This is a genomic window from Ruegeria sp. SCSIO 43209 (assembly GCF_019904295.1).
In the GTDB taxonomy this organism is placed as follows: domain Bacteria; phylum Pseudomonadota; class Alphaproteobacteria; order Rhodobacterales; family Rhodobacteraceae; genus Ruegeria.
This window is the reverse complement of the sequence record NZ_CP065359.1, coordinates 1202482-1223852: the sequence shown is the minus strand read 5'-3', so window position 1 is coordinate 1223852 and position 21371 is coordinate 1202482. Positions and strand designations below refer to the sequence as shown.

The window sequence follows — 21371 nt, the reverse complement described above, 5'->3', positions numbered from 1 at the left end:
AGATGACAAACCCGAAGGACGCGCCATGGACACCCCCGAGCAGCCGCAGATTTACCTGATCACGCCTCCGACCATCGCGCTGAGTACATTCCCTGATCAATTGGGTCACGTATTGGACGGGGCTGAAATTGCATGTATCCGCCTCGCCTTGGCTGGAAGCGACGAAGATACCATCGCGCGCGCCGCCGATGCTTGCCGCGAAGTTGCGCATGCGCGCGATGTAGCCATCGTGATTTCCAACCATGTATTGCTGGCGCAGCGGTTGGGTCTGGACGGGGTGCATCTGGATGACGGCGCGCGGTCTGTCAGGGCAGCCCGTAAGGAGCTGGGCGCGGATGCGATTGTCGGCAGTTTTTGCGGGTCTTCCAGCCATGACGGGATGACTGCTGGTGAAAGTGGCGCGGATTACGTGGCCTTTGGCCCGGTTGGTTCCGCCACGCTGGGCGATGGTACTCAGGCCGAAAAGGACCTGTTCCAATGGTGGTCCGAAATGATCGAGGTTCCCGTCGTGGCCGAGGGCGGCCTGACGTCCGATCTGATCCGAGACCTCACCCCCTGCACCGATTTCTTCGGCATCGGAGAGGAAATCTGGTCGCAAGATAACCCGTTGGAGGCGCTGAACTCTCTGATTGCCGCAATGCGCTGAGGGATGCGAGCGTTAACCCTTGCACCCGCGTCGGGGCTGCGGCATGACACAAGGCATGAACAAGAACAGCGAAATTTTGTGCATCGGCTCGGTCCTTTGGGACGTGATCGGACGCTCGGCCAGCGCCATGCGACAGGGCTCGGATGTACCCGGCCGCATTACTCGCCTGCCGGGTGGCGTCGCCATGAACATCGCCATGACGCTGGTGCGGTTCGGAATGACCCCGACTTTGCTGACCGCAATTGGCCGCGACGCTGAAGGCGACGAATTGGTCCGGTCCTGCGCGCGTTTGGGGATGGTCACCGATCACATCTATCGCTCGCAAGACCTGCCAACCGACAGATATATGGCGGTTGAAGGAGCCAACGGGCTGATCGCCGCCATTGCCGATGCGCATTCGCTTGAAGCTGCCGGAGCCAAAATCCTGCGTCCCTTGATGCATGGTCCGCTGGGTTATGAAAATACACCATTCGAAGGGCCCATCGCGCTGGACGGTAACCTCACGCTGACCTTGCTTGAAGAGATCGCCCAAAGCCCCGCCTTTGCCAAAGCCGACCTGCGCGTCGCCCCGGCCTCGCCCGGCAAGGCAGAACGGCTGCTGCCCTTCCTCAAACATGCCCGTGCAACGCTCTATGTGAATCTCGAAGAGGCCGGACTGCTTTGCCAACGCGAGTTCACCGATTCCGAGAGCGCCGCCAAAGGCCTGCTGGACCGTGGCGCGTTGCGGGTTCTTGTGACCGATGGCGGCAACTCGGCCACCGTCGGGGATGCTGATGCTGTCTTGACCCAAACACCCCCGTCGGTTCTGGTCACCCGCGTGACCGGCGCGGGCGACACTTTCATGGCCGCCCATATCGCCGCCGAGGCGAATGGTGCCGACAGCGACGCGGCACTCAGCCGCGCGCTGCGCGCCGCTGCAACCTATGTTTCCGGAGAAACCCCACTGTGATCACCATTCATTATTCTGCAGAGGTCCGCGCCGCCAAGGATGCGGGCCAACCGATCGTGGCATTGGAAAGCACCATCATCACCCATGGCATGCCCTACCCCCAGAACATCGAGGTCGCGGCACAGGTTGAACAAGACATCCGCGATGCGGGCGCCGTTCCAGCAACGATTGCCGTTATTGACGGAGTTTTGCACGTCGGCCTCGAAGCCGACCAGCTGAGCGCACTGGGTCAGGCGCAAGGCGTCGCCAAACTGTCACGCGCTGACATGGCCGCCTGCCTCGCCACAGGCGGCACCGGGGCCACCACCGTCGCCGCAACAATGATCGCCGCACATTATGCAGGCATCGAGGTCTTCGCCACCGGAGGCATCGGTGGGGTGCATCAGGGGGCCGAAACCTCCTTCGACATCTCCGCTGACCTGCACGAGCTCGCGCAGACCCCGGTGACTGTGGTCGCGGCCGGGGCCAAAGCCATCCTCGACCTCGCCAAAACACTTGAAGTTCTGGAAACGCTCGGCGTCCCCGTCATCGCCCACGGACAGGACGAGTTCCCGGCCTTCTGGTCCGCAAAATCACCCTTGGCAGCCCCGCTGCGCATGGATGATGCCGCTGACATAGCAAAAGCCCACGCAGCACGGCGTGCGTTGGGGCTGCCGGGTGGTCAGTTGGTCGCTAACCCGATCCCGCAAGCCGACCAGATCCCGTCCGAGGAGCTGGCCCCGATCATCGCGTCCGCACAGGCCGATGCAGAAACTCACCGGATCACAGGTAAAGGCGTCACACCTTATCTGCTACAGCGTATCTATGAACAGACCGAAGGCCGTTCGCTTACCGCCAACATCGCTTTGGTACGCAACAACGCCCGACTGGCAGCGGTCATCGCGCGTGCGCTAACGGAATCAGCCCACTGACCCCAGCTATTGCACCAAGCGCCCGGACTGCTTACCTAATTCCGCAAACCACTCAGGACCGCAATGAACACTCCGTTTGACGAAGAACCCCACCGACGCCCCGGCCTGTTCTCCCGGTTACGCGCGTCCTTTTTGACTGGTATCGTCGTCATTGCTCCGGTGTGGCTGACCATCTGGTTGATCTGGTCTGTGGTTGGCTGGATCGACAGCGCCGTCCTGCCACTGATCCCGCAACGGTTCCAACCCTCGGAATATGTCGGCATCAACCTGCGCGGCGTTGGCGTGGTCATATTCCTGCTGTTCACGATTATCGTCGGCTGGATCGCAAAGGGCATTCTGGGCCGTTCTCTGATCCATTTCGCCGAGAGTGTCGTCGACCGCATGCCCGTGGTCCGTTCGGTTTATTCCGGGATCAAGCAAATCTCGGAAACTGTGTTCGCCCAGACCGAGCGGTCTTTCGAAAAAGCCTGCCTGATCCAGTATCCGCGCCGGGGCATCTGGGCAATCGGCTTCGTCTCGACAACAGCGCGCGGTGAAGTGAGCGATCGCGCCGAAACCGGGGGCGAGTTGCTAAGCGTGTTTGTCCCGACAACTCCAAACCCCACATCCGGGTTCCTGTTGTTTTTCCCCGCAGAGGATGTGATCCTGCTGGATATGTCGATCGAGGATGCAGCCAAGCTGGTGATCTCAGCAGGTCTGGTTTACCCGAATGACAAAGACCCAACCCAGCCGCCTGAATAATCAACCAAACATTACGGGCAAATCGACCGTGCTTCGCTGACCCAGATCGTCCTTATGCGCGCTCAGAAACTGATCCGCCGCATCGCGCCCGGACTGTTTCAGCCGGTTCAGCACAACCGGGTTTGGCACGATCTTGGTGGCCGCCGAAAGGTCGTTCATCAAGGCGTCATCAGCGATCATATGCACCAGCACCCGGCTCATCTCACCAGCCTTCAGCTTGCCTTCGGCCAGAAGCCGTTGAACGAAATTGATCGCACGCAGCTCGCGAAACAACGATGAGTTAAAGCTGATCTCATTGATCCGGTTCTGAATCTGCTGCGGCGTTTTAGGCACCTCATCGCGTTCCAGCGGGTTGATGTTCACAATCACCACATCATCTGGCAAATCCCCACCGAACAACGGATAAAGCGCCGGGTTTCCGGTATAGCCGCCATCCCAATACGCTTCGGTCCGCTCGGATTTCGGGTCATAGATTTCAACCGCCTGAAACAGGTTCGGCAAGCAGGCCGAGGCCAGAATCGCATCGGTCGAAATCTCCTCGCCTGTGAAAACGCGAATCTTGCCGCTGCGCACACAGGTGGCGCAGACAAACAGCGCGGGCCCTTCGTCTGCACAAATCTCATCAAAGTTGAACCGATCCACAACCGGGGTGAGCGGATTGCGATAAAACGGCCCATAGGCGTAAGGCGATACTAGCCGCGACCATGCTTCGGCCATCGAGAACGGAACGGAGTACTCCAACGCTTGTGCAACATGAGCAGGCTCAATGCCCCGCATCCAATGGGCAATTCGCATATCGCCGACGGCACCCATGCGTTTCCAAAGTCCATCCAGACACGCCCGCGCCCCGTCGCGCCCTGCATGCACCATCCCTGATTTGAACGCTGCCCCGTTCAGTGCGCCGGCCGAAGTCCCAGTGATCGCGGCAACCTCGATATCCTCATCATCCAGCAATCGATCCAGTACACCCCAAGTAAACGCGCCATGCGCCCCACCGCCCTGCAATGCCAGATTGATCCGTTTCATGGTTCCGCCTCTTCATCTGGCCAGAAATACCTCGGGGGTATGGGGGCAGAGCCCCCATGGTCCCTCACAATGCCGTCCATCCCCCATCCACGGATATCGTCGTTCCTGTGATCTGTGCCGCTGCATCCGAGCACAAGAAGATCGTAGTTCCGCCCAGCTGCTCGACCGTGGCAAACTCCTTCGACGGCTGCCGCTCCAGCAGGATGTTCTTCACCACATCCTCGCGGCTCATATTGTACTCTTTCATCGTGTTGGGAATTTGCGCCTCAACCAATGGAGTCAGTACGTATCCCGGACAAATAGCATTGCAGGTAATCGGCTCCTGCGCAGTCTCCAGCGCCACGGTCTTGCTCATCCCGACGACACCATGCTTTGCCGCGATGTAAGCCGCCTTGTAGGGCGAGGCCGTCAGACCGTGAGCCGAGGCAATATTCACGATCCGCCCCCAACCCGCCGCGCGCATCATCGGAAGCGCTGCCGCCATCGTATGAAAGACCGAATTCATGTTGATCGCGATGATCGCATCCCATTTGTCCGACGGAAACTGATCGATCGGGGCCACATGCTGAATGCCGGCGTTGTTCACCAGAATGTCACAAGCACCTGCCTGTTCGATCAGTGCACGGCATTCATCGCCCTTGGACATATCTGCCTTGATGTAGCGCGCGTTGGTTCCCGTCTCTTTGCCAATCTCGGTGGCCAGCGCATGATCTTCATCACGGTCGGTGAACGAATTCAGCACCACATCCGCCCGGGCCTTCGCCAGCTCACGCGCGATGCCCAGCCCAATCCCCGAATTCGACCCCGTGACGACGGCTGTTTTGCCCGACAGACTCATGGCACTCTCCTTATGAGTTTTTGTTTCTCAAACACAGTGCCATGCTGCACCTGCAAAGAAAACGGGGAATGATCTGATCCGCGCGCCCGCACGAGTTTTGCCAAAAAAAACGCCCGCACGAAGCGGGCGTTAAGTTATTGAGGCAGGTTTCATACAGGCAAGAAACCTATCGAGCAGTAGAACCTTTATAAGCAATTCCACGCCCTCGTCCAAGCTAAAAGTTTGATAATAAGAAAAATCATGGCTACGGTGAATCCCAAACAAAATAAGGCCAGAGCAGGATTGTTTCCAAAATGAGCCCCGATTATCTCCGCCCCCTTCGTCCCGCGATTGTGGGAATCACCTGTATTTTCGCCGCCTCAATGGCGTCAGCAGAATCGGCCCATGGCATAGCTATGTATGGTGACCCGGCCCTACCACCGGATTTTGTGTCGCTACCCTACGCAAATCCTGACGCGCCCAAGGGCGGCAAGGTCGTATTTGGCAATACCGGCGGCTATAACAGTCTGAACCCGTTTGTGCAAAAAGGCACCGCGCCGTGGCAGTTGCGATTTTGGACGCATGAAAGCCTGATGGGCCGCTCCTGGGACGAACCTTTCACTCTTTACGGGTTGTTAGCCGAATCAGTTGAGACGGATTCGGACCGAACCTGGGTCGAATTCACGCTGCGCGAAAATGCTGAATTCTCGGATGGATCGCCGGTCACTGTCGATGACGTGATCTGGTCGTATGAGACACTGGGCACCGAAGGCCACCTGCGATATCGCGGGCTGTGGGGCAAGATTGATAGCATTGAACAGACTGGACCGCGCAGCGTTCGGATCACCTTTAACGAACCGGATCGCGAACTGGCCCTGATCGCCGGAATGCGCCCGATCCTGCAAAAAGCGCAGTGGGAGGGAAAGTCGTTCGCTGACGCTCAACTACACGATATACCCATCGGTTCCGGACCATACGTAATCGATGACTATGAGGCTGGCCGCTATGTGAACCTGCGTCGCAATCCTGACTATTGGGGTGCCGATATCCCCTACCGCAAGGGCACGATGAATCTGGATGACATGCGGATTGAGTTCTACGGCGACGGTACAGTCGCGTTTGAAGCGTTCAAAGCTGGTGAGCTTTCGGCCGTTCGTGAATTCAACGCGGATAAATGGAACACGCAGTACAACTTCCCAGCGGTTCAGCGCGGTGATGTTGTGAAGACGGAAATTCCCCACCAAAAACCATCAGGCATGACCGGCTTTGTCATGAACACACGCAAGGTGCCATTCGATGACTGGCGCGTACGCGAGGCGCTGACGCTGGCCTTCAACTTCGAGTTCATCAACGACACCATTACAGGCGGCGCGCAGCCCAGGATCACCTCCTATTTCTCGGGTTCGGAATTGGGGATGCAACCCGGACCGGCCACTGGTCGTGTCGAGGAATTGCTTCAACCTTACGCCGCCGAGTTGGCACCGGGCACGCTGGATGGATATGAATTGCCTCAAAGCGATGGAACCGAACGCAACCGTCGAAATATCCGCAAAGCGCTTAAACTGCTAGAAGAGGCCGGATGGACAATTCAGGACGGCCAGCTTCGCAACGCCAGCGGTGAGCCGTTTGTGATTGATCTGGTCATCAGCCAGGGCAGCCTGAATGTGGTGCAGGATGTCGGCGTGATCGCGGAAATCTACGCCCGCGCCCTCGAACGCCTGGGTATCCAGTTGACAGTCGAGAAAGTAGATGACGCGCAATATACTTCACGCATCGATGCGCAAGATTTTGACATGACCCCGTTCCGTCGAGCGCTGTCGCTCTCGCCAGGCAACGAACAACGTCTGTATTGGGGCAGCGAAAACGCAAATGCTCCCGGGACGCGGAATGTTATGGGCCTGACCTCGCCCGCCGTGGACGGGCTAATCGACGCGATGCTGGCCTCGGAAAGCCACGAGGATTTTGTTGCGGCAACGCGCGCGCTGGATCGTGTTCTGACAGCGGGTCGCTATGTCATTCCTATCTGGAGCTTTGATGTCGGCCGTATCGCCCATGTCAAAGAGCTGAAACAACCCGACACTCTGCCAATTTATGGCGATGGGCCAGAATATATGCCACAGGTCTGGTGGTTTCAGGATTGACGAGTCCTTTCTATTTCCATATTTCATGAATTATGGAAATAGAGATTCATGACAGGCTGAACGCACTCGCACATCCCAAGCGGCTGGATCTGTTCCGGCTGTTGATGCGTCGCTATCCAGATTCCGTTGCTGCGGGTCAGATAGCTGAGGCTTTAGCGCTGAAACCCAATACTGCGTCAACCTACCTGAATGCATTGAAATCCGCCGGGCTGATCCAGCAGTCGCGCAGCGGGACATCATTGCAATATGCCGCCAACTTACCAGCGGTGCGCGGGCTGTTTGATGAGTTGCTGGGCGGTTGCTGTCAAAATCGTCCTGATTTGTGCATGCAACCCTCGGATGACCCCGTTATGGCGTCCCCTGACCGCGTCATGAATGCGCTTTTCCTCTGCACCGGAAACTCGGCCCGTTCGATCATGGCGGAAGCCATCCTAAACAATGAAGGTAACGGCTTGTTTCGCGCTTATTCGGCAGGAACGGCACCATCGGACGGACCAAATTCAATCGTTTTGGAACTCTTGAAGCAAAAAGACTACGACACGACCTCGCTCCGCTCAAAATCACTGGAAGAATTTGCCGCTGCTGATGCCCCAAAGATGGATTTTGTCTTTACCGTCTGCGACCACGCGGCGAACGAGGCCTGCCCCGCTTGGCCAGGACAACCGATAAGCGCGCATTGGGGTCTGCCCGATCCGGTCAAAGTTGAAGGAACCGACGCGCAAAAGCAGCTGGCATTCCAGCAGGCCTACGGATTGCTGCGCAACCGTATCACCGCCTTTGCAAGCCTCCCGTTCGAAACGCTCGACCGCATCTCACTACAGCACAAGGTGGATGATATCGGTCGAATGGCCGAATAGTCCTCGATCAATCCAAGGATACCCCCATGAACATACTGGTTCTATGCACCGGCAACTCGGCTCGGTCGATTCTGCTGGAGTCGCTCTTCAATCACACCGGCGAAGGGCGTGTACGCGCCTATTCAGCAGGCTCCAACCCGACCGGGAAGGTGCATCCGCAATCCTTGACGCTGCTTGGTGCCGAAAGCCATGACGTCCGCGATGCCCGCTCTAAAAGCTGGGATGAGTTTGCAGCAGAAGATGCTCCGGAAATGGACATAGTGATCACGGTTTGCGGCTCAGCCGCCGAAGAGACATGCCCCGTCTGGCCCGGCGCGCCCGTACGCGCGCATTGGGGTGTCGAGGACCCAGCCGCCGCGTCTCAGTCAGACTGGGAAACCGCCTTTAGGACCGCATATGACATTCTTGGGCGCCGCGCCGAAGCACTTCTGGAGCTGCCCATTGAAACCATGGACAGCGTTGAACTCTCGGCCCATCTCAAACGTATAGGAGCCCTGCTGTGAGCGCCCGCCAATACTTTGCCGAATTCCTCGGAACCGCCTTCCTGCTGATCGGCGTTGTCGGATCAGGCATCATGGCGCAAACCTTGTCCGACGGGAACATCGCGCTGGCGTTGCTGGCCAATGCAATTGCGACCGGCTGCATCCTTTACGCTATCATCACTACGCTCGGCCCTGTCTCGGGCGCTCACTTCAACCCTGCAGTGACATTGGCCTTTGCGCTGCGCGGTGAACATCCCTGGCGTGCGGTCACCCCTTACATGCTTGTTCAGATTGCCGGAGGTATCGCGGGGGTCTGGGCCAGCCATTACATGTTTGACCTGCCGATTCTGCAAACTTCGGAAACGATGCATCGTACCGGGGCACATCAGTGGTTTTCGGAGATTGTCGCCACTTTGGGTTTGCTCTTTGTGATTTTCGGCGGAATTCGGCACAAGCCGGACACTGTACCAGCCCTTGTGGGCCTCTATATTACCGGCGCCTACTGGTATACGTCTTCCACAAGTTTTGCTAATCCGGCCGTTACAATCGCAAGGGGCTTTACGGATACCTTTGCGGGGATATACCCTGCGCACATTCCGATGTTCATAATTATGCAGTTAATTGCTGTATTTATCGGACACAAAATACTGAACTGGTTATTCGAACCAGCAGAATAACGGACCGGCCGCCACTCACTTTACAGCAGGTCCGTGGGCCCGTTGCGGTATCTCCGCAGCGGGTTTTTTGCATCTTATCTCCCGACTCCGGCTGCGACATTTTGTCATGTCTGCAGCAACGCACGGCGCTCCGTAGGCTGTCTTGGGGGAGAGCAATCCTGAAACACCAACTAAGGAAGGCTCGCAGATGCTAAACTGGGCTGATCTGACGCAAGACTGGGACGCGTCATATGCGCGTGCAAAACGTAGGTTTCCGAACCTGCGCGATAGGGATATGGCGCGCGTTGGCGAAGATCGCAAACAGTTCGAAGCTTACCTGGCCGAGCGTCACCACCTGACCGTAAACGAGGCGCGCGAAGAGCTTGAGGATTTCCTGTTCACCGAAGCATTGAACCGCGAAGCGGCCCAAGCACTAAGCAAGTGACGTCACCCACAGGATCGTCGCATCCTCATCACTGACCGAAATGACGTTATGCCCCATGCTGCCGTCGTAATAAGCGCTGTCGCCGCGGCGCATTTCGACCGGCTCATAGAACTCCGTAAACAACCGCACCACTCCGGTCAGGACATACAAAAATTCCTCACCATCGTGACGCACCCAGCCGTCAAATTCTTCCATCGAGCGTGCACGTACACGGGCGCGATAGGGCAGCATCTGCTTTTTGGTCAGTGTTTCTGCCAGCAACTCATGTTCGTAGGTGGTGGTCGCATGGGCCGCCCCCCCGCCCATCTTGGTCACTGCCATTCGACCGATCACCTGATCGCGTTGTGGCGGCGTAAAAAGCTGAGGCACCGAAATCTCCAATCCGGTCGCCAGCTTTTTCAAAGCATCATAGGTCGGAGACATCTGACCATTTTCGATCTTGCTGAGTGTCGACCGGGCCAGACCCGCCTGACTCGCCGCCTGTTCCAGCGTCCAGTTGCGGGCTTTACGCAGTTCGCGCACGCGCGCGCCCAGATCGACCGGCTCCAACTCGGTGTTGATACCATTGTCGCGGGCAATTCTGACGATAGATTTATGATCATTGGTGGCCATGGGTCTTTCTATAGGGCGAGCATGCCCTGCTTGCAACGCGCCTCGCACGGGGATAGCCAGTTCTCATGTTGTCGATCTTTGATCAGGGGCCGCCTACGCCCTGCCCGCGCCCATTCAATCTTGCCGCGCATGTGCTGCGCCATGCGCAAAGTTCAGCTGAGAAGACCGCGCTTTCGGTGCTGAGATCGGATGGTGCAACAGACTGGACCTATGGCGATCTGCATTCGGCGATAATGGGCACCGGTTCAGGATTGCTGCAGAGCGGCCTTCGCGCCCAAGACATTGTTCTCATGCGATTGGGCAATACCGTCGATTTTCCGATCGCCTATCTGGGCGCAATCGCCGTGGGGCTGGTCCCCGTGCCCACCTCATCACAACTGACCGAGCAAGAGACCGCAAAGATCATCGACGATCTGAATCCCGCCGCCATTTTGCGAGATCCCCAGGTCGCCTGCGCGCCGCACCCGGATCAGATCATGCTGCCTGAACTGGCCCGGATGCGATCACTGCCACCTGCAAGTTTTGCCATGGGTGATCCCGAGCGGCTTGCCTACGTGGTCTACACTTCGGGCACTTCGGGCAAACCCCGTGCGGTTGCGCATGCACACCGCGCCATCTGGGCTCGGCAGATGATGGTCGACGGCTGGTATGGCCTGAAATCCTCGGACCGGCTGTGCCATGCGGGGGCATTCAATTGGACCTACACGCTGGGCACCGGCTTGATGGACCCCTGGGCCATTGGTGCAACGGCTCTGATCCCTGAACCCGGGACAGACATACGCGATCTGCCTGCCCTGTTGAAACAACATCGTGCCACCATCTTTGCAGCCGCACCGGGGGTCTTTCGGAAGATGATGCAAAGTGACACGCAGCCCGGCCTTCCCGATCTGCGCCACGGCCTTTGCGCCGGGGAAAAGCTGTCGCGACACCTGCATGAAAAATGGGTGCAGTTCACCGGCACCGAGCTTTATGAGGCTTACGGCATGTCCGAATGCTCGACCTTCATCTCATCCAGCCCAAGCCACCCGGCACGCGGTACAGCGTTGGGGCAGCCGCAGCCCGGGCGTCGGATTGCCATCCTCGGGCCGGATGGCCCTGTGCCACAAGGTCAGGAAGGTACAATAGCCGTACATCGCGAAGATCCGGGCCTGATGCTAACCTATCTGAATGCCCCCGACGAGGCCGCAGCTCGGATGCAGGGGGATTGGTTCCTGACCGGTGATCAAGGCGCGATGGCCGTTGATGGGCAAATCACTTATCTGGGTCGAGATGACGACATGATGAATGCGGGCGGATATCGCGTTTCCCCGGTCGAAGTCGAGGCGGCCTTATCCACCCATCCCGAGATCACCCAGGTCGGGGCGGCTACGGTTGAGGTAAAACAGGACAGTTCGATCATCGTTGCCTTCTACACTGGCCCCGAAGAACTGGACGCGGCGGACCTGCACGCCTATGTGTCTGACAAGTTGGCGCGCTACAAACAGCCGCGTGCCTTTGTCCATCTGCCCGCCTTACCCACCGGAGGCAACGGCAAACTTCTGCGCCGCGCCCTGCCGGCCTATTTCAAGGCGACGTCCGAATGACACACACTGTAAAGCTCGACATCATGTCCGATCCGATTTGCCCCTGGTGCTATATCGGCAAGACCCATCTGGACAAAGCGCTCGCCGAAGTGCCAGACCACCCCTTTGTGATCGAGTGGCACCCCTTTCAGCTGAACCCCGATATACCCGACGAGGGCATGGATCGGCGCGAATACCTTGAACGGAAGTTCGGCGGCAAGGACGGAGCAGTTCGCGCATACGCGCCCGTTGTTGAACATGCCGAAAACGCAGGTTTGAATATCGATTTCGAAGGCATGAAACGCACGCCCAACACGCTGGATGCCCACCGCCTGATCCACTGGGCGGGGATTGAGAGCAAACAGGATGCCGTGGTCGATGCACTCTTTAATGCTTACTTCGTCGAGGCGCGTGATATTGGTGATCATGAGGTGTTGGCTGATGTCGCGGACAGCGTCGGCATGGACGCAGCGGTCGTACTGAAACTGCTGCAGTCAGACGCCGACCGCGAAGATATCCGTAACCGCGACAGCCATTCACGCGAAATGGGCGTAAATTCGGTTCCCACATACATCGTTGCAAACCAGCACGCCGTTCCGGGCGCGCAACCTCCTGAATTGTGGGCAAAAGTGATCTCTGAGATCATGTCTCAGATTGAGGCTTCCCCTGCAGAATAGCACATACCTCTGTGCATTTCTGATCTAGTCCAACCCGAAACGCCGTGATAGCGCATTCGGGAAGGAGTTCCCCATGGCCGACCGCATGTCCCGGGGCGAATTCATTGCGTTGATCGCGATGATGTTCGCCACGATAGCCTTTTCGATCGATTCAATGCTGCCAGCCCTGCCCGAGATCGGCGCAGAGCTCAGCCCCTACGATCTGAACAAAGCACAGTTGATCCTGACCTCTTTTGTGCTGGGCATGGGGATCGGCACATTCTTTACCGGGCCAATTTCCGATGCGGTCGGGCGCAAGCCGGTGATTTATGGTGGTGCCGCTCTCTATATACTGGCCTGCGCTGTTGCGTGGTCCAGCTCATCGCTTGAACTGGTGCTGGCTGCACGCATCGCGCAGGGCCTCGGGGCGGCCGGGCCGCGCGTTGTGGCTATGGCGATCATTCGCGACTTGTTTTCAGGGCGCGAGATGGCGCGCATCATCTCGATTGCGATGATGATCTTTACTCTGGTCCCCGCCGTGGCACCGCTGCTAGGCGCAGGCGTTATTGCACTGGTCGGCTGGCGCGGCATCTTTGTGTCCTTCATCATATTCGCCACGATCATCGTGATCTGGATGGCCACGCGCCTGCCTGAATCTTTGGCGCCCGAAAACCGGCGCCCCTTCCGCCTGCCCCTGATGATTGCGGCAGTGCATGAGATGTTCGCACACCCCACCGTGCGCCTCTCGATCCTGGTGCAGACGCTGTGCATGGGGTTGCTGTTCACCATGCTAACGATGGTTCAGCCGGTTTTTGACGTCATCCATGATCGGGCAGACAGCTTTCCCTTCTGGTTCGCCTTCGTGGCGCTGATCTCGGGTTCGGCCAGCCTTTTGAACGCTGCCGTGGTCGTACGCGTCGGGATGCGCCGTATGGTGACCTGGGCCTTGGGCGCGCAGATTCTGATAACAAGCGCCGTCATCATCCTGAACATGACACCACTTTCACCGGGCGCGTCATTTGCTGTTTTTGTGGCGTGGCAGACCTCGATCTTCTTTATGGCCGGTGTAACCATGGGCAACCTGAACGCCATTGCCATGGAACCTATGGGTCATATCGCGGGAATGGCTGCCTCGGTCATTGGCTCGATCGCCACAATTCTGGCGGCTGCCATCGCGGCCCCTATTGGGCTGTTATTTGACGGGTCGATCACACCGCTGACGACCGGCGTGCTAACGATGTGCATCCTTGGCTTCGGCCTGATGCTACATATGGGCCGGATTGAAAACAGACTGCCCGCCTGATCTGTGCAGAGCCGCTGAAACACGCTAACCTTCCCGCAAATCGTGGGGAGGGGGCGCCATGAGCGACTATTATGATCTGGGCACGTATTCCTGTGCCGTCACCACAGCATCGCCCGAAGCACAGCTTTGGTTCAATCGCGGATTGGTCTGGACGTATGGCTACAACCACGACGAAGCGGTCACGTGCTTTCAGAAAGCTGCCGAGATTGACCCGGATTGCGCCATGGCCCATTGGGGCGTCGCCTATGCAGCAGGCCCAAACTATAACCTGCCGTGGGAATTGCGGGACGATCAGGGCCGGGCCAAATCACTGGCCATCGCCTATGATGCAACACAGAAGGCGCTGTCGCTGCTCGACGGGTGCACAGCGGTTGAGCAAGCGTTGATCCGCGCCCTACCCGCCCGATACCCTCAGCGCGCGCCCACCGAAAACATGCACCAGTGGGACTATGACTATGCGGACGCCATGCGCGCCGCATTTGCCGAACAGCCTGATGATCTGGACCTGCGCACGATCCATGTTGAGGCGCTGATGAACCTCACCCCGTGGCAGATGTGGGACCTGAAAACGGGCCAACCGGCCGAGGGTGCCGCGACCCTTGAAGCGCAAGACGCTTTGGAGAGCGCTATGGTCAATGACCCGGCGTCGATGTCTCATCCCGGTCTACTTCACCTATATGTGCACCTGATGGAGATGTCGCCGACGCCAGAAAAGGCGCTGCAGGCCGGAGACATCCTGCGTACACTCGTACCCGATGCCGGTCACCTGGTGCATATGCCGACCCATATCGACGTGCTGTGCGGCCACTATCACAACGTTGCCTACTGGAACGAAAAGGCCACCGAGGCCGATCTGAAATATTATGAGCGTGAAGGCGCGTTCAACATTTATACCGGCTATCGTCAGCACAACTATCACTTCACCATCTATGGCGCTCTGTTTCTCGGTCAGATGGAACCAGCCCTGCGTGCCAATCAGGGCCTGTGGGATACCACCCCCGAAGATATGCTTCGGATCGAAAGCCCGCCGATGGCGGATTATTTTGAAAGCTACATGTCCATGGGCCCGCATATCCTGATCCGCTTTGGCCGCTGGGAAGAGGCCAAGGCACTGAATTTGCCAGACGACCCTGACCTCTATCGCACTTTGACAGCAACAACACATTATGCTCGCGCCATCGCCCATGCAGCCACTGATGAGGTGGCGCAGGCCGAGGCCGAAGAGCTGTTGTTCCTTGCCGCAAAAACCTGCGTGCCCGAGACCCGCCGCCTGCACAACAATCGGGTCATCGACCTTCTGGAGATCGCAGCGGAAATGCTGCGCGGAGAAATCGAGTATCGCAAAGGCAACTACGAGATTGCCTATGCACATCTACGCCGCTCGGTCGAATTGGATGACACGCTGCCCTATGACGAGCCATGGGGTTGGATGCAACCAACACGCCATGCGCTTGGTGCGTTGTTGTTCGAACAAGGGCATGTGAACGAGGCTGAGGCAGTCTATCGTGAAGATCTAGGCTTGGGTGGCACGCTCAGCCGCGCCTCGATCCACCCTGACAATGTCTGGAGTTTGAAGGGTTTGCATGATTGCCTGAAAGCACGCGGCGAGACAGTAGAAATCCGCCAAATCAAGCAACGCCTTGATCTTGCCTTGGCGCGCGCGGACCGCACCGTCGGCGCGTCGTGCTTCTGTGCCCAAGCCGCCATGAGGGCTGCGGAATGAAGCTATTCCTTTTGGTGGCAGGCCTGCTGCTTGCCAGTCCAGCGCTGGCACAGCGCCAGACCTTTCCACCTATCGACGAGGCAGGTCAAAATCCATCACTGGTCGCATTCCGAGCTGACTTGCTGGCGAAAATCGAGGCACGCGATACCGATGCAGTTGTCGCCGCCGCTTGTCCCGACATCTATCTCAGTCACGGCACAGCAGGTGGACCGGAAGAGTTTCGCACCAACTTGACTGTGCCTCCGGAAACGCTTGGTGAAGAATTTAAGGACGAGGCTGCGGAGCTACGTGATTTTTACTGGTCGCAATTGCAGCAAACGGTTTCCCAACCGGGATATTTTGACGATCAGGGTGAATTCTGGATGCCGCACTATTGGCGGATCATTCTTCCCGCTACAGTAGACCCTTTCACCGCCTTCTATGTTTCGGGTGAAAGCATCACACTACGTCAGGCACCGTCTCGTGGCGCGCCCATCCTCGCGCTGATCAGTCATGAAATCGTGATCGTCCCTGACTATCAACCTGATGAGGAATACCAGAAAATCAGACTGACCGATGGGACATCGGGCTACTTACTCAGCGATTTTCTGGCATCAATGGTCGGTTACCGCGCTGCGCTTGTAAGATCCGAAGCGGGTGACTGGCAGCTCTGCACTTTTGTGACAGGGGACTAGGCTTTCGCCTTTTTCTTCACAGCCACGACCTTTTCGGCCAGATCACGGGCGATGGCAAACGCACCTTTGATCTTGTCGCTGTCCTTCTTCCAGTCGCGCCGCACAACGATCTTGTTGTCCTTGACCTTGGCCAGCCCGCGTTGGTTCTGAATGAACTCGACCAACCCCTCGGGAGAGGCGAACTTATCATTGTGGAACTGTATCGTTGCGCCCTTTGGCCCGCCGTCCAGCTTGGCGATCCCGGCGCGTTTGCACATCGCCTTGATGCGCACGACCAGCATCAGGGTATTCACCTCTTTCGGCAGGCTGCCGAAGCGGTCGATCAACTCGGCAGCGAATCCTTCCAGTTCCACTTTCGTCGACAGTGACGACAGGCGGCGGTAGAGGCCCAGACGCACGTCCAGATCGGGCACATAATCCTCGGGGATCAGAACCGGGACACCCAGATTGATCTGCGGCGCCCATTGGTCATCGGCATCCGATAGCCCCTCCATCTCGCCGGCTTTGATCTTGGCAATCGCCTCTTCCAGCATCGATTGGTAGAGTTCGTAGCCCACATCACGCATCTGGCCGGACTGTTCCTCACCCAGCAGGTTGCCCGCACCACGAATGTCGAGGTCTTGCGAAGCCAACGTGAACCCGGCCCCGAGCGTATCCAGCGAGCCCAGAACCCGCAGCCGTTTCTCAGCCGTCGCCGTCAGGCGCTGGCGCGGTTTGGTGGTCAGATAGGCATAGGCGCGGGTTTTTGAGCGCCCCACCCGCCCCCGGATCTGATAGAGCTGCGCTAGGCCAAACATATCCGCCCGATGCACGACCATCGTGTTGGCAGTCGGGATATCCAACCCGCTTTCTACGATCGTCGTGGCCAGCAGAACGTCGTATTTACCGTCGTAGAACGCGTTCATCCGGTCATCAAGCTCACCCGCAGCCATCTGCCCGTGTGCGACCACGTAGGATAATTCAGGCAGCTGCTCTTTCAGGAATTCCTCGATCTCAGGCAGGTCAGAGATGCGCGGTACCACGTAGAAGCTCTGCCCGCCACGATAATGCTCGCGCAGCAGCGCCTCACGGATCGTTACCGCATCGAATTCGCTAACATAGGTGCGGATCGCAAGCCGATCGATGGGGGGCGTGCCAATGATCGACAGATCACGCACGCCTGTCAGGGACAATTGCAGAGTTCGTGGGATCGGTGTCGCTGTCAGGGTCAGGACGTGCACGTCCGAGCGCAGCTGTTTCAGCCGTTCCTTGTGGCCCACGCCGAAATGCTGCTCCTCGTCGATGATCAGCAGGCCTAGATTATTGAACCGTATCCCTTTCGCCAGCAACGCATGGGTGCCGATCACGATATCCACCGTGCCCCGCGCCAGCCCGTCTCGGGTTTGCTGCGCCTCTTTGGCCGAGACAAAGCGCGATAATTGCCGGACCTCCAGCGGGAACCCCCGGAAGCGTTCCTTGAAGGACGCCGCGTGTTGCCGTGCGAGCAACGTGGTCGGTGCCACAATGGCAACCTGTACGCCCGACATCGCGGCGACAAAGGCTGCGCGCATGGCGACCTCGGTCTTGCCAAAGCCTACATCCCCGCAGATCAGACGATCCATCGGCGCGCCGGAATGCATGTCTTCCATCACCTCGGAAATCGCGCGCAACTGATCGTCGGTCTCCTGATATGGGAAACGCGCGCTGAACTCTTCCCATGCATGCGGCGGTGGGTCCATGACAGGAGCTTTCCGCAGGGCTCGTTCGGCGGCGATGCGGATCAGCTTGTCCGCCATTTCGCGGATGCGCTCTTTCAGCTTGGCCTTCTTTGCCTGCCAAGCGCCACCACCCAAGCGATCAAGCAGCCCTTCGTCATGGCCATATTTCGAAAGCAGTTCGATGTTTTCGACCGGCAGGTAGAGTTTGGACTGTTCAGCATATTCCAGCAGCAGGCATTCATGCGCGGCCCCCGCAGCCGTAACGACCTCCATCCCCTGATACCGCCCGATCCCGTGGTCAACATGCACCACCAGATCACCGGGCGATAGCGACTGCGTTTCAGTCAGGAAGTTCTCGGCCTTGCGGCGTTTCTTGGGTTGGCGGATCAGACGGTCGCCCAGAACGTCCTGTTCCGAGATCACGGTCAGATTGGGCGCTTCAAACCCGTGTTCCAATGCCCAAACCGCAAGATGCAGGCCGCGCTTTCCAACCCGGGTTCCGTCGGTCACCGGGATCGCCTCGGCCAGGCCTTCATCTTCGATCAAGCCGGTCAGTCGTTCACGAGCGCCTTCGGAGTAAGAGGCAATGAGGACCGGCCCCTTGTTCATCTTTTCGGTGATATGCGCCGCCAGAGCGCCAAACAGGCTGATGCTTTCCTGCTGACGTTCGGGTGCAAAGTTGCGCCCGATCCGTCCGCCTGCATCGATCACGCCCGGACCACTCGCCTGCGGCAGCGGGCTGAACTGCAAAACGCGACGATCGCCCACTGCATCTTCCCATGCAGCATCGTCCATATAGAGCAGACCGGGAGGCGTCGGTTTATAAACCGTATCCATGCGCGAGCGGTTTTCCAAAGCCAGCTTTCGCGTCTCATACTGATCCGCAATCGTATCCCAGCGCGCCAGCCGAGAAGGCGTGACTTGATCGTCAAGCGAGATTGAGGCCCCCGGAAGATAGTCGAACAGGGTTTCCAGTTTTTCATGGAAAAACGGCAACCAATGCTCGATCCCCTGGTGCTTGCGACCTGCGCTGACAGCTTCGTATAAGGGATCATCCGTACCCGCCGCGCCGAATTCGATGCGATAGTTCTGACGGAATCGGGTGATGGCGGCTTCGTCCAGTATGACCTCGGACACCGGGGCAAGCTCGACCACATCAAGTTTTTCAGTCGTTCGCTGCGAGACAGGATCAAACCGGCGTGCACCATCCAGAACATCCCCGAACAAGTCCAGCCGCACGGGACCGCTCTCACCGGGTGGGAAGATGTCGATGATACCGCCTCGGATAGCGTAGTCTCCGGGCTCCATCACCGTGGGGCTTTGGGTAAAGCCCATGCGCACCAGAAAGTTGCGTAGGGCATCTTCGTCGATGCGCTGATCTACGCGAGCGGTGAATGCGGCCTCTCGCAACACTGCACGCGCGGGTACCCGTTGGGTCGCGGCATTGAGCGTGGTCAGCAGCACGAACCGCTGCGGCATCTGATGCACCAAAGCAGCCAGTGTTGCCACGCGGGCAGCAGAAATGTCGGCGTTGGGCGACACCCGATCATAGGGCAAGCAGTCCCATCCGGGGAATACAAATACGGGCATGTCCGGCGCAAAGAATGCCAACGCTGCCCGCATCGCCTCCATCCGTTTGTCATCGCGAGCGATATGACAGACTGGACCGCCCGAGCGCGCGATCTCATTCAGCACAAGCTGTGCATCAAACCCCTCGGGGCCGCCGCCGACTGTTACGTGGTTCGGAGCCGTCATTACCTTGCCTTTCAGGGACTACTAACCCAGGACACCAATCGAAATGTTCTGATACATTCCCCAGAACGCAGTGATCAAGATCGAGAACATACCGATGATCTGAGTAAAGGTCCGACTGCGCGTCAGCGTTTTGGAAACATTTTCTACGGTCGCTTCTTGAGTCTGCAATCGACGCGCTGCCGCAATACTGATCATCATGACAAAACACATCGGGAGCAGAAGCAGGAATACGGCCTGTGCAAATTCCACGTCGTAGAAGAATCCCAACGTTGCAAGGCCTGTCAAAACAAAACAGCAAATTGCCATCAATACCAGACCCGAGGTTTCGACGATGTACAACACTCTGTTCGAGTTGATCCGCGCGACATCGAGAAGGTCTTGTTCTGATTGACCACCTACACGACGGGCGCGCATCACCAGATCATAGGGCACCCCCATCGTCCAGTGGCTGGCAGATGACCAAAGAACGGCCAGACCGATCCAGTACCACAGATTCGAAAAACTCCGCATGTCGATGAGTTCGAAAATCGAAGAGTATATGTCCAAGCGTCTGCCCTTTGTTCAACGTCCGCAGGGACCGTCATCGCAGCGATGCGTCCATTGTTACCCTTGAGACCACCGGGAATTCATGCCACCCAATGCGCAATTGTTCAAGGAGAGTGCGCCATGAAACCGACTATCGCCCCATATCCCCGGACCCGTTTCCGCCGGGCCCGCCAATCCGAGGCGATCCGGGGTCTGGTGCGCGAGAACACCTTGACCGTGAATGACTTTATCTGGCCTGTTTTTGTGCGCGACGGTGAAAATATCGAAGAACCCGTCCCGTCGATGCCCGGGGTCGTGCGACGCTCGGTCGACCTGATCGCCAAAGCCGCGGTTGAAGCGCAAGCCCTTGGTATTCCTGCAATATGTATTTTCCCGTACACCGATCCGAGCCTGAAAACCGAAGATTGTGCCGAGGCCTGGAACCCCGACAACCTGTCCAACCGTGCCATTCGTGCAATTAAGACTGCTGCGCCCGAAATCGCGGTGATGACGGATGTGGCCCTGGACCCCTACAACATCAACGGCCATGACGGCTATGTGGTCGATGGCGAGATTGTGAATGACCAGACTGTTGAGGCGCTGGTGAAAATGACGCTGGCGCAGGCCGAAGCCGGAGCTGACATCATCGGCCCGTCCGACATGATGGATGGCCGTATCGGCGCCATGCGCAGCGCACTTGAGTCGGCGGGTCACCACAATGTCATGATCCTGAGTTATGCCGCCAAATATGCCAGCGCTTTCTACGGCCCTTTCCGCGACGCCGTTGGGGCATCAGGCGCGCTGACCGGTGACAAGAAGACCTATCAGATGGATCCTGCCAACTCGGACGAGGCCCTGCGTCTGATCGAGCGCGATCTGACCGAGGGTGCAGATATGGTCATGATCAAACCGGGGATGCCATACTTGGACATCTGCCGACGGGTCAAAGACAGCTTCGGTGCGCCGACCTATGCCTATCAGGTGTCTGGCGAATATGCGATGATCCAAGCCGCTGCACAAAACGGTTGGATCGACGGCGAAAGGGTGATGCTGGAAAGCCTACTGGCCTTCAAGCGCGCAGGGTGTGACGGCATCCTGACCTATTTTGCACCCGAAGCCGCGCGCATCCTGCAGGGCTAACACCTCAGATTGTCGCAATTTTTCGCCGATTTGCTGCGTGCGCAGCACAGCTT

At 58.1% G+C, this 21371-nt stretch carries 20 protein-coding genes; 15 read left to right on the top strand and 5 right to left on the bottom strand.

Annotated elements, in window-relative coordinates:
* Nucleotides 1–25: 25 nt before the first annotated feature.
* The 4 genes from I5192_RS06180 (at nucleotide 26) to I5192_RS06165 (ending at nucleotide 3247) form a co-directional block, all read left to right on the top strand.
* Nucleotides 26–646, top strand: a complete 621-nt coding sequence (locus I5192_RS06180; RefSeq protein ID WP_170396915.1) for a thiamine phosphate synthase — start codon at nucleotides 26–28, stop codon at nucleotides 644–646.
* A gap of 55 nt (nucleotides 647–701) precedes the next feature.
* Nucleotides 702–1595 carry a PfkB family carbohydrate kinase gene (locus tag I5192_RS06175; protein ID WP_170509655.1) on the top strand — a complete coding sequence of 298 codons (894 nt, stop codon included), beginning with the start codon at nucleotides 702–704 and terminating at the stop codon, nucleotides 1593–1595.
* On the top strand, nucleotides 1592–2506 hold the full coding sequence (locus tag I5192_RS06170) for a pseudouridine-5'-phosphate glycosidase (RefSeq protein WP_170406047.1): 915 nt from the start codon (nucleotides 1592–1594) through the stop codon (nucleotides 2504–2506). Before I5192_RS06175 ends, I5192_RS06170 begins: the two co-directional genes overlap by 4 nt.
* Nucleotides 2507–2569: 63 nt before the next feature.
* Nucleotides 2570–3247 (top strand): DUF502 domain-containing protein, encoded by a 678-nt coding sequence (locus I5192_RS06165; protein WP_170396909.1) that lies wholly within the window; start codon nucleotides 2570–2572, stop codon nucleotides 3245–3247.
* Here I5192_RS06165 and I5192_RS06160 read toward each other — a convergent pair whose 3' ends face one another.
* On the bottom strand, nucleotides 3248–4273 hold the full coding sequence (locus I5192_RS06160) for a patatin-like phospholipase family protein (protein WP_223117984.1): 1026 nt from the start codon (nucleotides 4271–4273) through the stop codon (nucleotides 3248–3250). It abuts the gene before it with no gap.
* Nucleotides 4274–4337: 64 nt separating this feature from the next.
* Nucleotides 4338–5111 (bottom strand): 3-hydroxybutyrate dehydrogenase, encoded by a 774-nt coding sequence (locus I5192_RS06155; RefSeq protein ID WP_223117983.1) that lies wholly within the window; start codon nucleotides 5109–5111, stop codon nucleotides 4338–4340.
* A 293-nt stretch (nucleotides 5112–5404) separates the two neighbouring features.
* On the opposite strand from I5192_RS06155, the gene I5192_RS06150 reads away from it, so the two are divergent.
* From I5192_RS06150 to I5192_RS06130, 5 genes are all read left to right on the top strand, one after another.
* Nucleotides 5405–7231: an extracellular solute-binding protein gene (locus I5192_RS06150; protein WP_223117982.1), complete on the top strand. Its 1827-nt coding sequence runs from the start codon at nucleotides 5405–5407 to the stop codon at nucleotides 7229–7231.
* Nucleotides 7232–7263: 32 nt separating this feature from the next.
* Complete coding sequence (locus I5192_RS06145) at nucleotides 7264–8088, top strand: helix-turn-helix domain-containing protein (RefSeq protein WP_170421885.1); 825 nt, start codon at nucleotides 7264–7266, stop codon at nucleotides 8086–8088.
* Between the two features lie 26 nt (nucleotides 8089–8114).
* Entirely contained in the window at nucleotides 8115–8591 is a 477-nt protein-coding gene (locus tag I5192_RS06140; protein ID WP_223117981.1) for an arsenate reductase ArsC, read from the top strand.
* A complete protein-coding gene (locus I5192_RS06135; protein ID WP_170465314.1) occupies nucleotides 8588–9247 on the top strand; it encodes an MIP/aquaporin family protein in 660 nt (219 codons plus the stop codon). The genes I5192_RS06140 and I5192_RS06135 overlap by 4 nt, the downstream gene beginning before the upstream one ends.
* A gap of 187 nt (nucleotides 9248–9434) precedes the next feature.
* A complete protein-coding gene (locus I5192_RS06130) occupies nucleotides 9435–9671 on the top strand; it encodes a hypothetical protein (RefSeq protein ID WP_170396893.1) in 237 nt (78 codons plus the stop codon).
* Here I5192_RS06130 and I5192_RS06125 read toward each other — a convergent pair.
* Nucleotides 9660–10283: a helix-turn-helix domain-containing protein gene (locus I5192_RS06125; RefSeq protein WP_170646197.1), complete on the bottom strand. Its 624-nt coding sequence runs from the start codon at nucleotides 10281–10283 to the stop codon at nucleotides 9660–9662. The two genes, I5192_RS06130 and I5192_RS06125, sit on opposite strands and share 12 nt — an antisense overlap.
* 65 nt (nucleotides 10284–10348) lie before the next feature.
* On the opposite strand from I5192_RS06125, the gene I5192_RS06120 reads away from it, so the two are divergent.
* The 5 genes from I5192_RS06120 to I5192_RS06100 all read left to right on the top strand — a co-directional run bounded on the left by I5192_RS06120 (nucleotide 10349) and on the right by I5192_RS06100 (nucleotide 16201).
* On the top strand, nucleotides 10349–11866 hold the full coding sequence (locus I5192_RS06120) for a class I adenylate-forming enzyme family protein (protein WP_223117980.1): 1518 nt from the start codon (nucleotides 10349–10351) through the stop codon (nucleotides 11864–11866).
* On the top strand, nucleotides 11863–12522 hold the full coding sequence (locus tag I5192_RS06115; RefSeq protein ID WP_223117979.1) for a DsbA family oxidoreductase: 660 nt from the start codon (nucleotides 11863–11865) through the stop codon (nucleotides 12520–12522). Before I5192_RS06120 ends, I5192_RS06115 begins: the two co-directional genes overlap by 4 nt.
* A gap of 73 nt (nucleotides 12523–12595) precedes the next feature.
* Nucleotides 12596–13804 carry a multidrug effflux MFS transporter gene (locus tag I5192_RS06110; protein ID WP_170406074.1) on the top strand — a complete coding sequence of 403 codons (1209 nt, stop codon included), beginning with the start codon at nucleotides 12596–12598 and terminating at the stop codon, nucleotides 13802–13804.
* 58 nt (nucleotides 13805–13862) lie between these two features.
* Nucleotides 13863–15527, top strand: a complete 1665-nt coding sequence (locus I5192_RS06105; protein WP_223117978.1) for a tetratricopeptide repeat protein — start codon at nucleotides 13863–13865, stop codon at nucleotides 15525–15527.
* Nucleotides 15524–16201, top strand: coding sequence for an SH3 domain-containing protein (locus I5192_RS06100; protein WP_170636176.1), 678 nt, complete (start codon nucleotides 15524–15526; stop codon nucleotides 16199–16201). The genes I5192_RS06105 and I5192_RS06100 overlap by 4 nt, the downstream gene beginning before the upstream one ends.
* On the opposite strand, the gene mfd is transcribed toward I5192_RS06100, so the two are convergent.
* Both mfd and I5192_RS06090 read right to left on the bottom strand, forming a co-directional pair.
* Nucleotides 16198–19653 carry a transcription-repair coupling factor gene (gene mfd, locus I5192_RS06095; RefSeq protein WP_223117977.1) on the bottom strand — a complete coding sequence of 1152 codons (3456 nt, stop codon included), beginning with the start codon at nucleotides 19651–19653 and terminating at the stop codon, nucleotides 16198–16200. The genes I5192_RS06100 and mfd overlap by 4 nt on opposite strands.
* A gap of 21 nt (nucleotides 19654–19674) precedes the next feature.
* Entirely contained in the window at nucleotides 19675–20199 is a 525-nt protein-coding gene (locus tag I5192_RS06090; RefSeq protein WP_170396878.1) for a component of SufBCD complex, read from the bottom strand.
* A gap of 120 nt (nucleotides 20200–20319) precedes the next feature.
* Here I5192_RS06090 and hemB point away from each other — a divergent pair, with 120 nt between their 5' ends.
* Nucleotides 20320–21318, top strand: a complete 999-nt coding sequence (hemB, locus tag I5192_RS06085; RefSeq protein ID WP_223117976.1) for a porphobilinogen synthase — start codon at nucleotides 20320–20322, stop codon at nucleotides 21316–21318.
* Nucleotides 21319–21371: the final 53 nt, after the last annotated feature.

Coding starts and splice junctions, on each gene's coding strand:
- I5192_RS06180 (WP_170396915.1), top strand. CDS start 26: ATGGACACCCCCGAGCAGCCGCAGATTTACCTGATCACGCCTCCGACC.
- I5192_RS06175 (WP_170509655.1), top strand. CDS start 702: ATGAACAAGAACAGCGAAATTTTGTGCATCGGCTCGGTCCTTTGGGAC.
- I5192_RS06165 (WP_170396909.1), top strand. CDS start 2,570: ATGAACACTCCGTTTGACGAAGAACCCCACCGACGCCCCGGCCTGTTC.
- I5192_RS06160 (WP_223117984.1), bottom strand. CDS start 4,273: ATGAAACGGATCAATCTGGCATTGCAGGGCGGTGGGGCGCATGGCGCG.
- I5192_RS06155 (WP_223117983.1), bottom strand. CDS start 5,111: ATGAGTCTGTCGGGCAAAACAGCCGTCGTCACGGGGTCGAATTCGGGG.
- I5192_RS06150 (WP_223117982.1), top strand. CDS start 5,405: ATGAGCCCCGATTATCTCCGCCCCCTTCGTCCCGCGATTGTGGGAATC.
- I5192_RS06145 (WP_170421885.1), top strand. CDS start 7,264: ATGGAAATAGAGATTCATGACAGGCTGAACGCACTCGCACATCCCAAG.
- I5192_RS06140 (WP_223117981.1), top strand. CDS start 8,115: ATGAACATACTGGTTCTATGCACCGGCAACTCGGCTCGGTCGATTCTG.
- I5192_RS06130 (WP_170396893.1), top strand. CDS start 9,435: ATGCTAAACTGGGCTGATCTGACGCAAGACTGGGACGCGTCATATGCG.
- I5192_RS06125 (WP_170646197.1), bottom strand. CDS start 10,283: ATGGCCACCAATGATCATAAATCTATCGTCAGAATTGCCCGCGACAAT.
- I5192_RS06120 (WP_223117980.1), top strand. CDS start 10,349: ATGTTGTCGATCTTTGATCAGGGGCCGCCTACGCCCTGCCCGCGCCCA.
- I5192_RS06115 (WP_223117979.1), top strand. CDS start 11,863: ATGACACACACTGTAAAGCTCGACATCATGTCCGATCCGATTTGCCCC.
- I5192_RS06110 (WP_170406074.1), top strand. CDS start 12,596: ATGGCCGACCGCATGTCCCGGGGCGAATTCATTGCGTTGATCGCGATG.
- I5192_RS06105 (WP_223117978.1), top strand. CDS start 13,863: ATGAGCGACTATTATGATCTGGGCACGTATTCCTGTGCCGTCACCACA.
- I5192_RS06100 (WP_170636176.1), top strand. CDS start 15,524: ATGAAGCTATTCCTTTTGGTGGCAGGCCTGCTGCTTGCCAGTCCAGCG.
- mfd (WP_223117977.1), bottom strand. CDS start 19,653: ATGACGGCTCCGAACCACGTAACAGTCGGCGGCGGCCCCGAGGGGTTT.
- hemB (WP_223117976.1), top strand. CDS start 20,320: ATGAAACCGACTATCGCCCCATATCCCCGGACCCGTTTCCGCCGGGCC.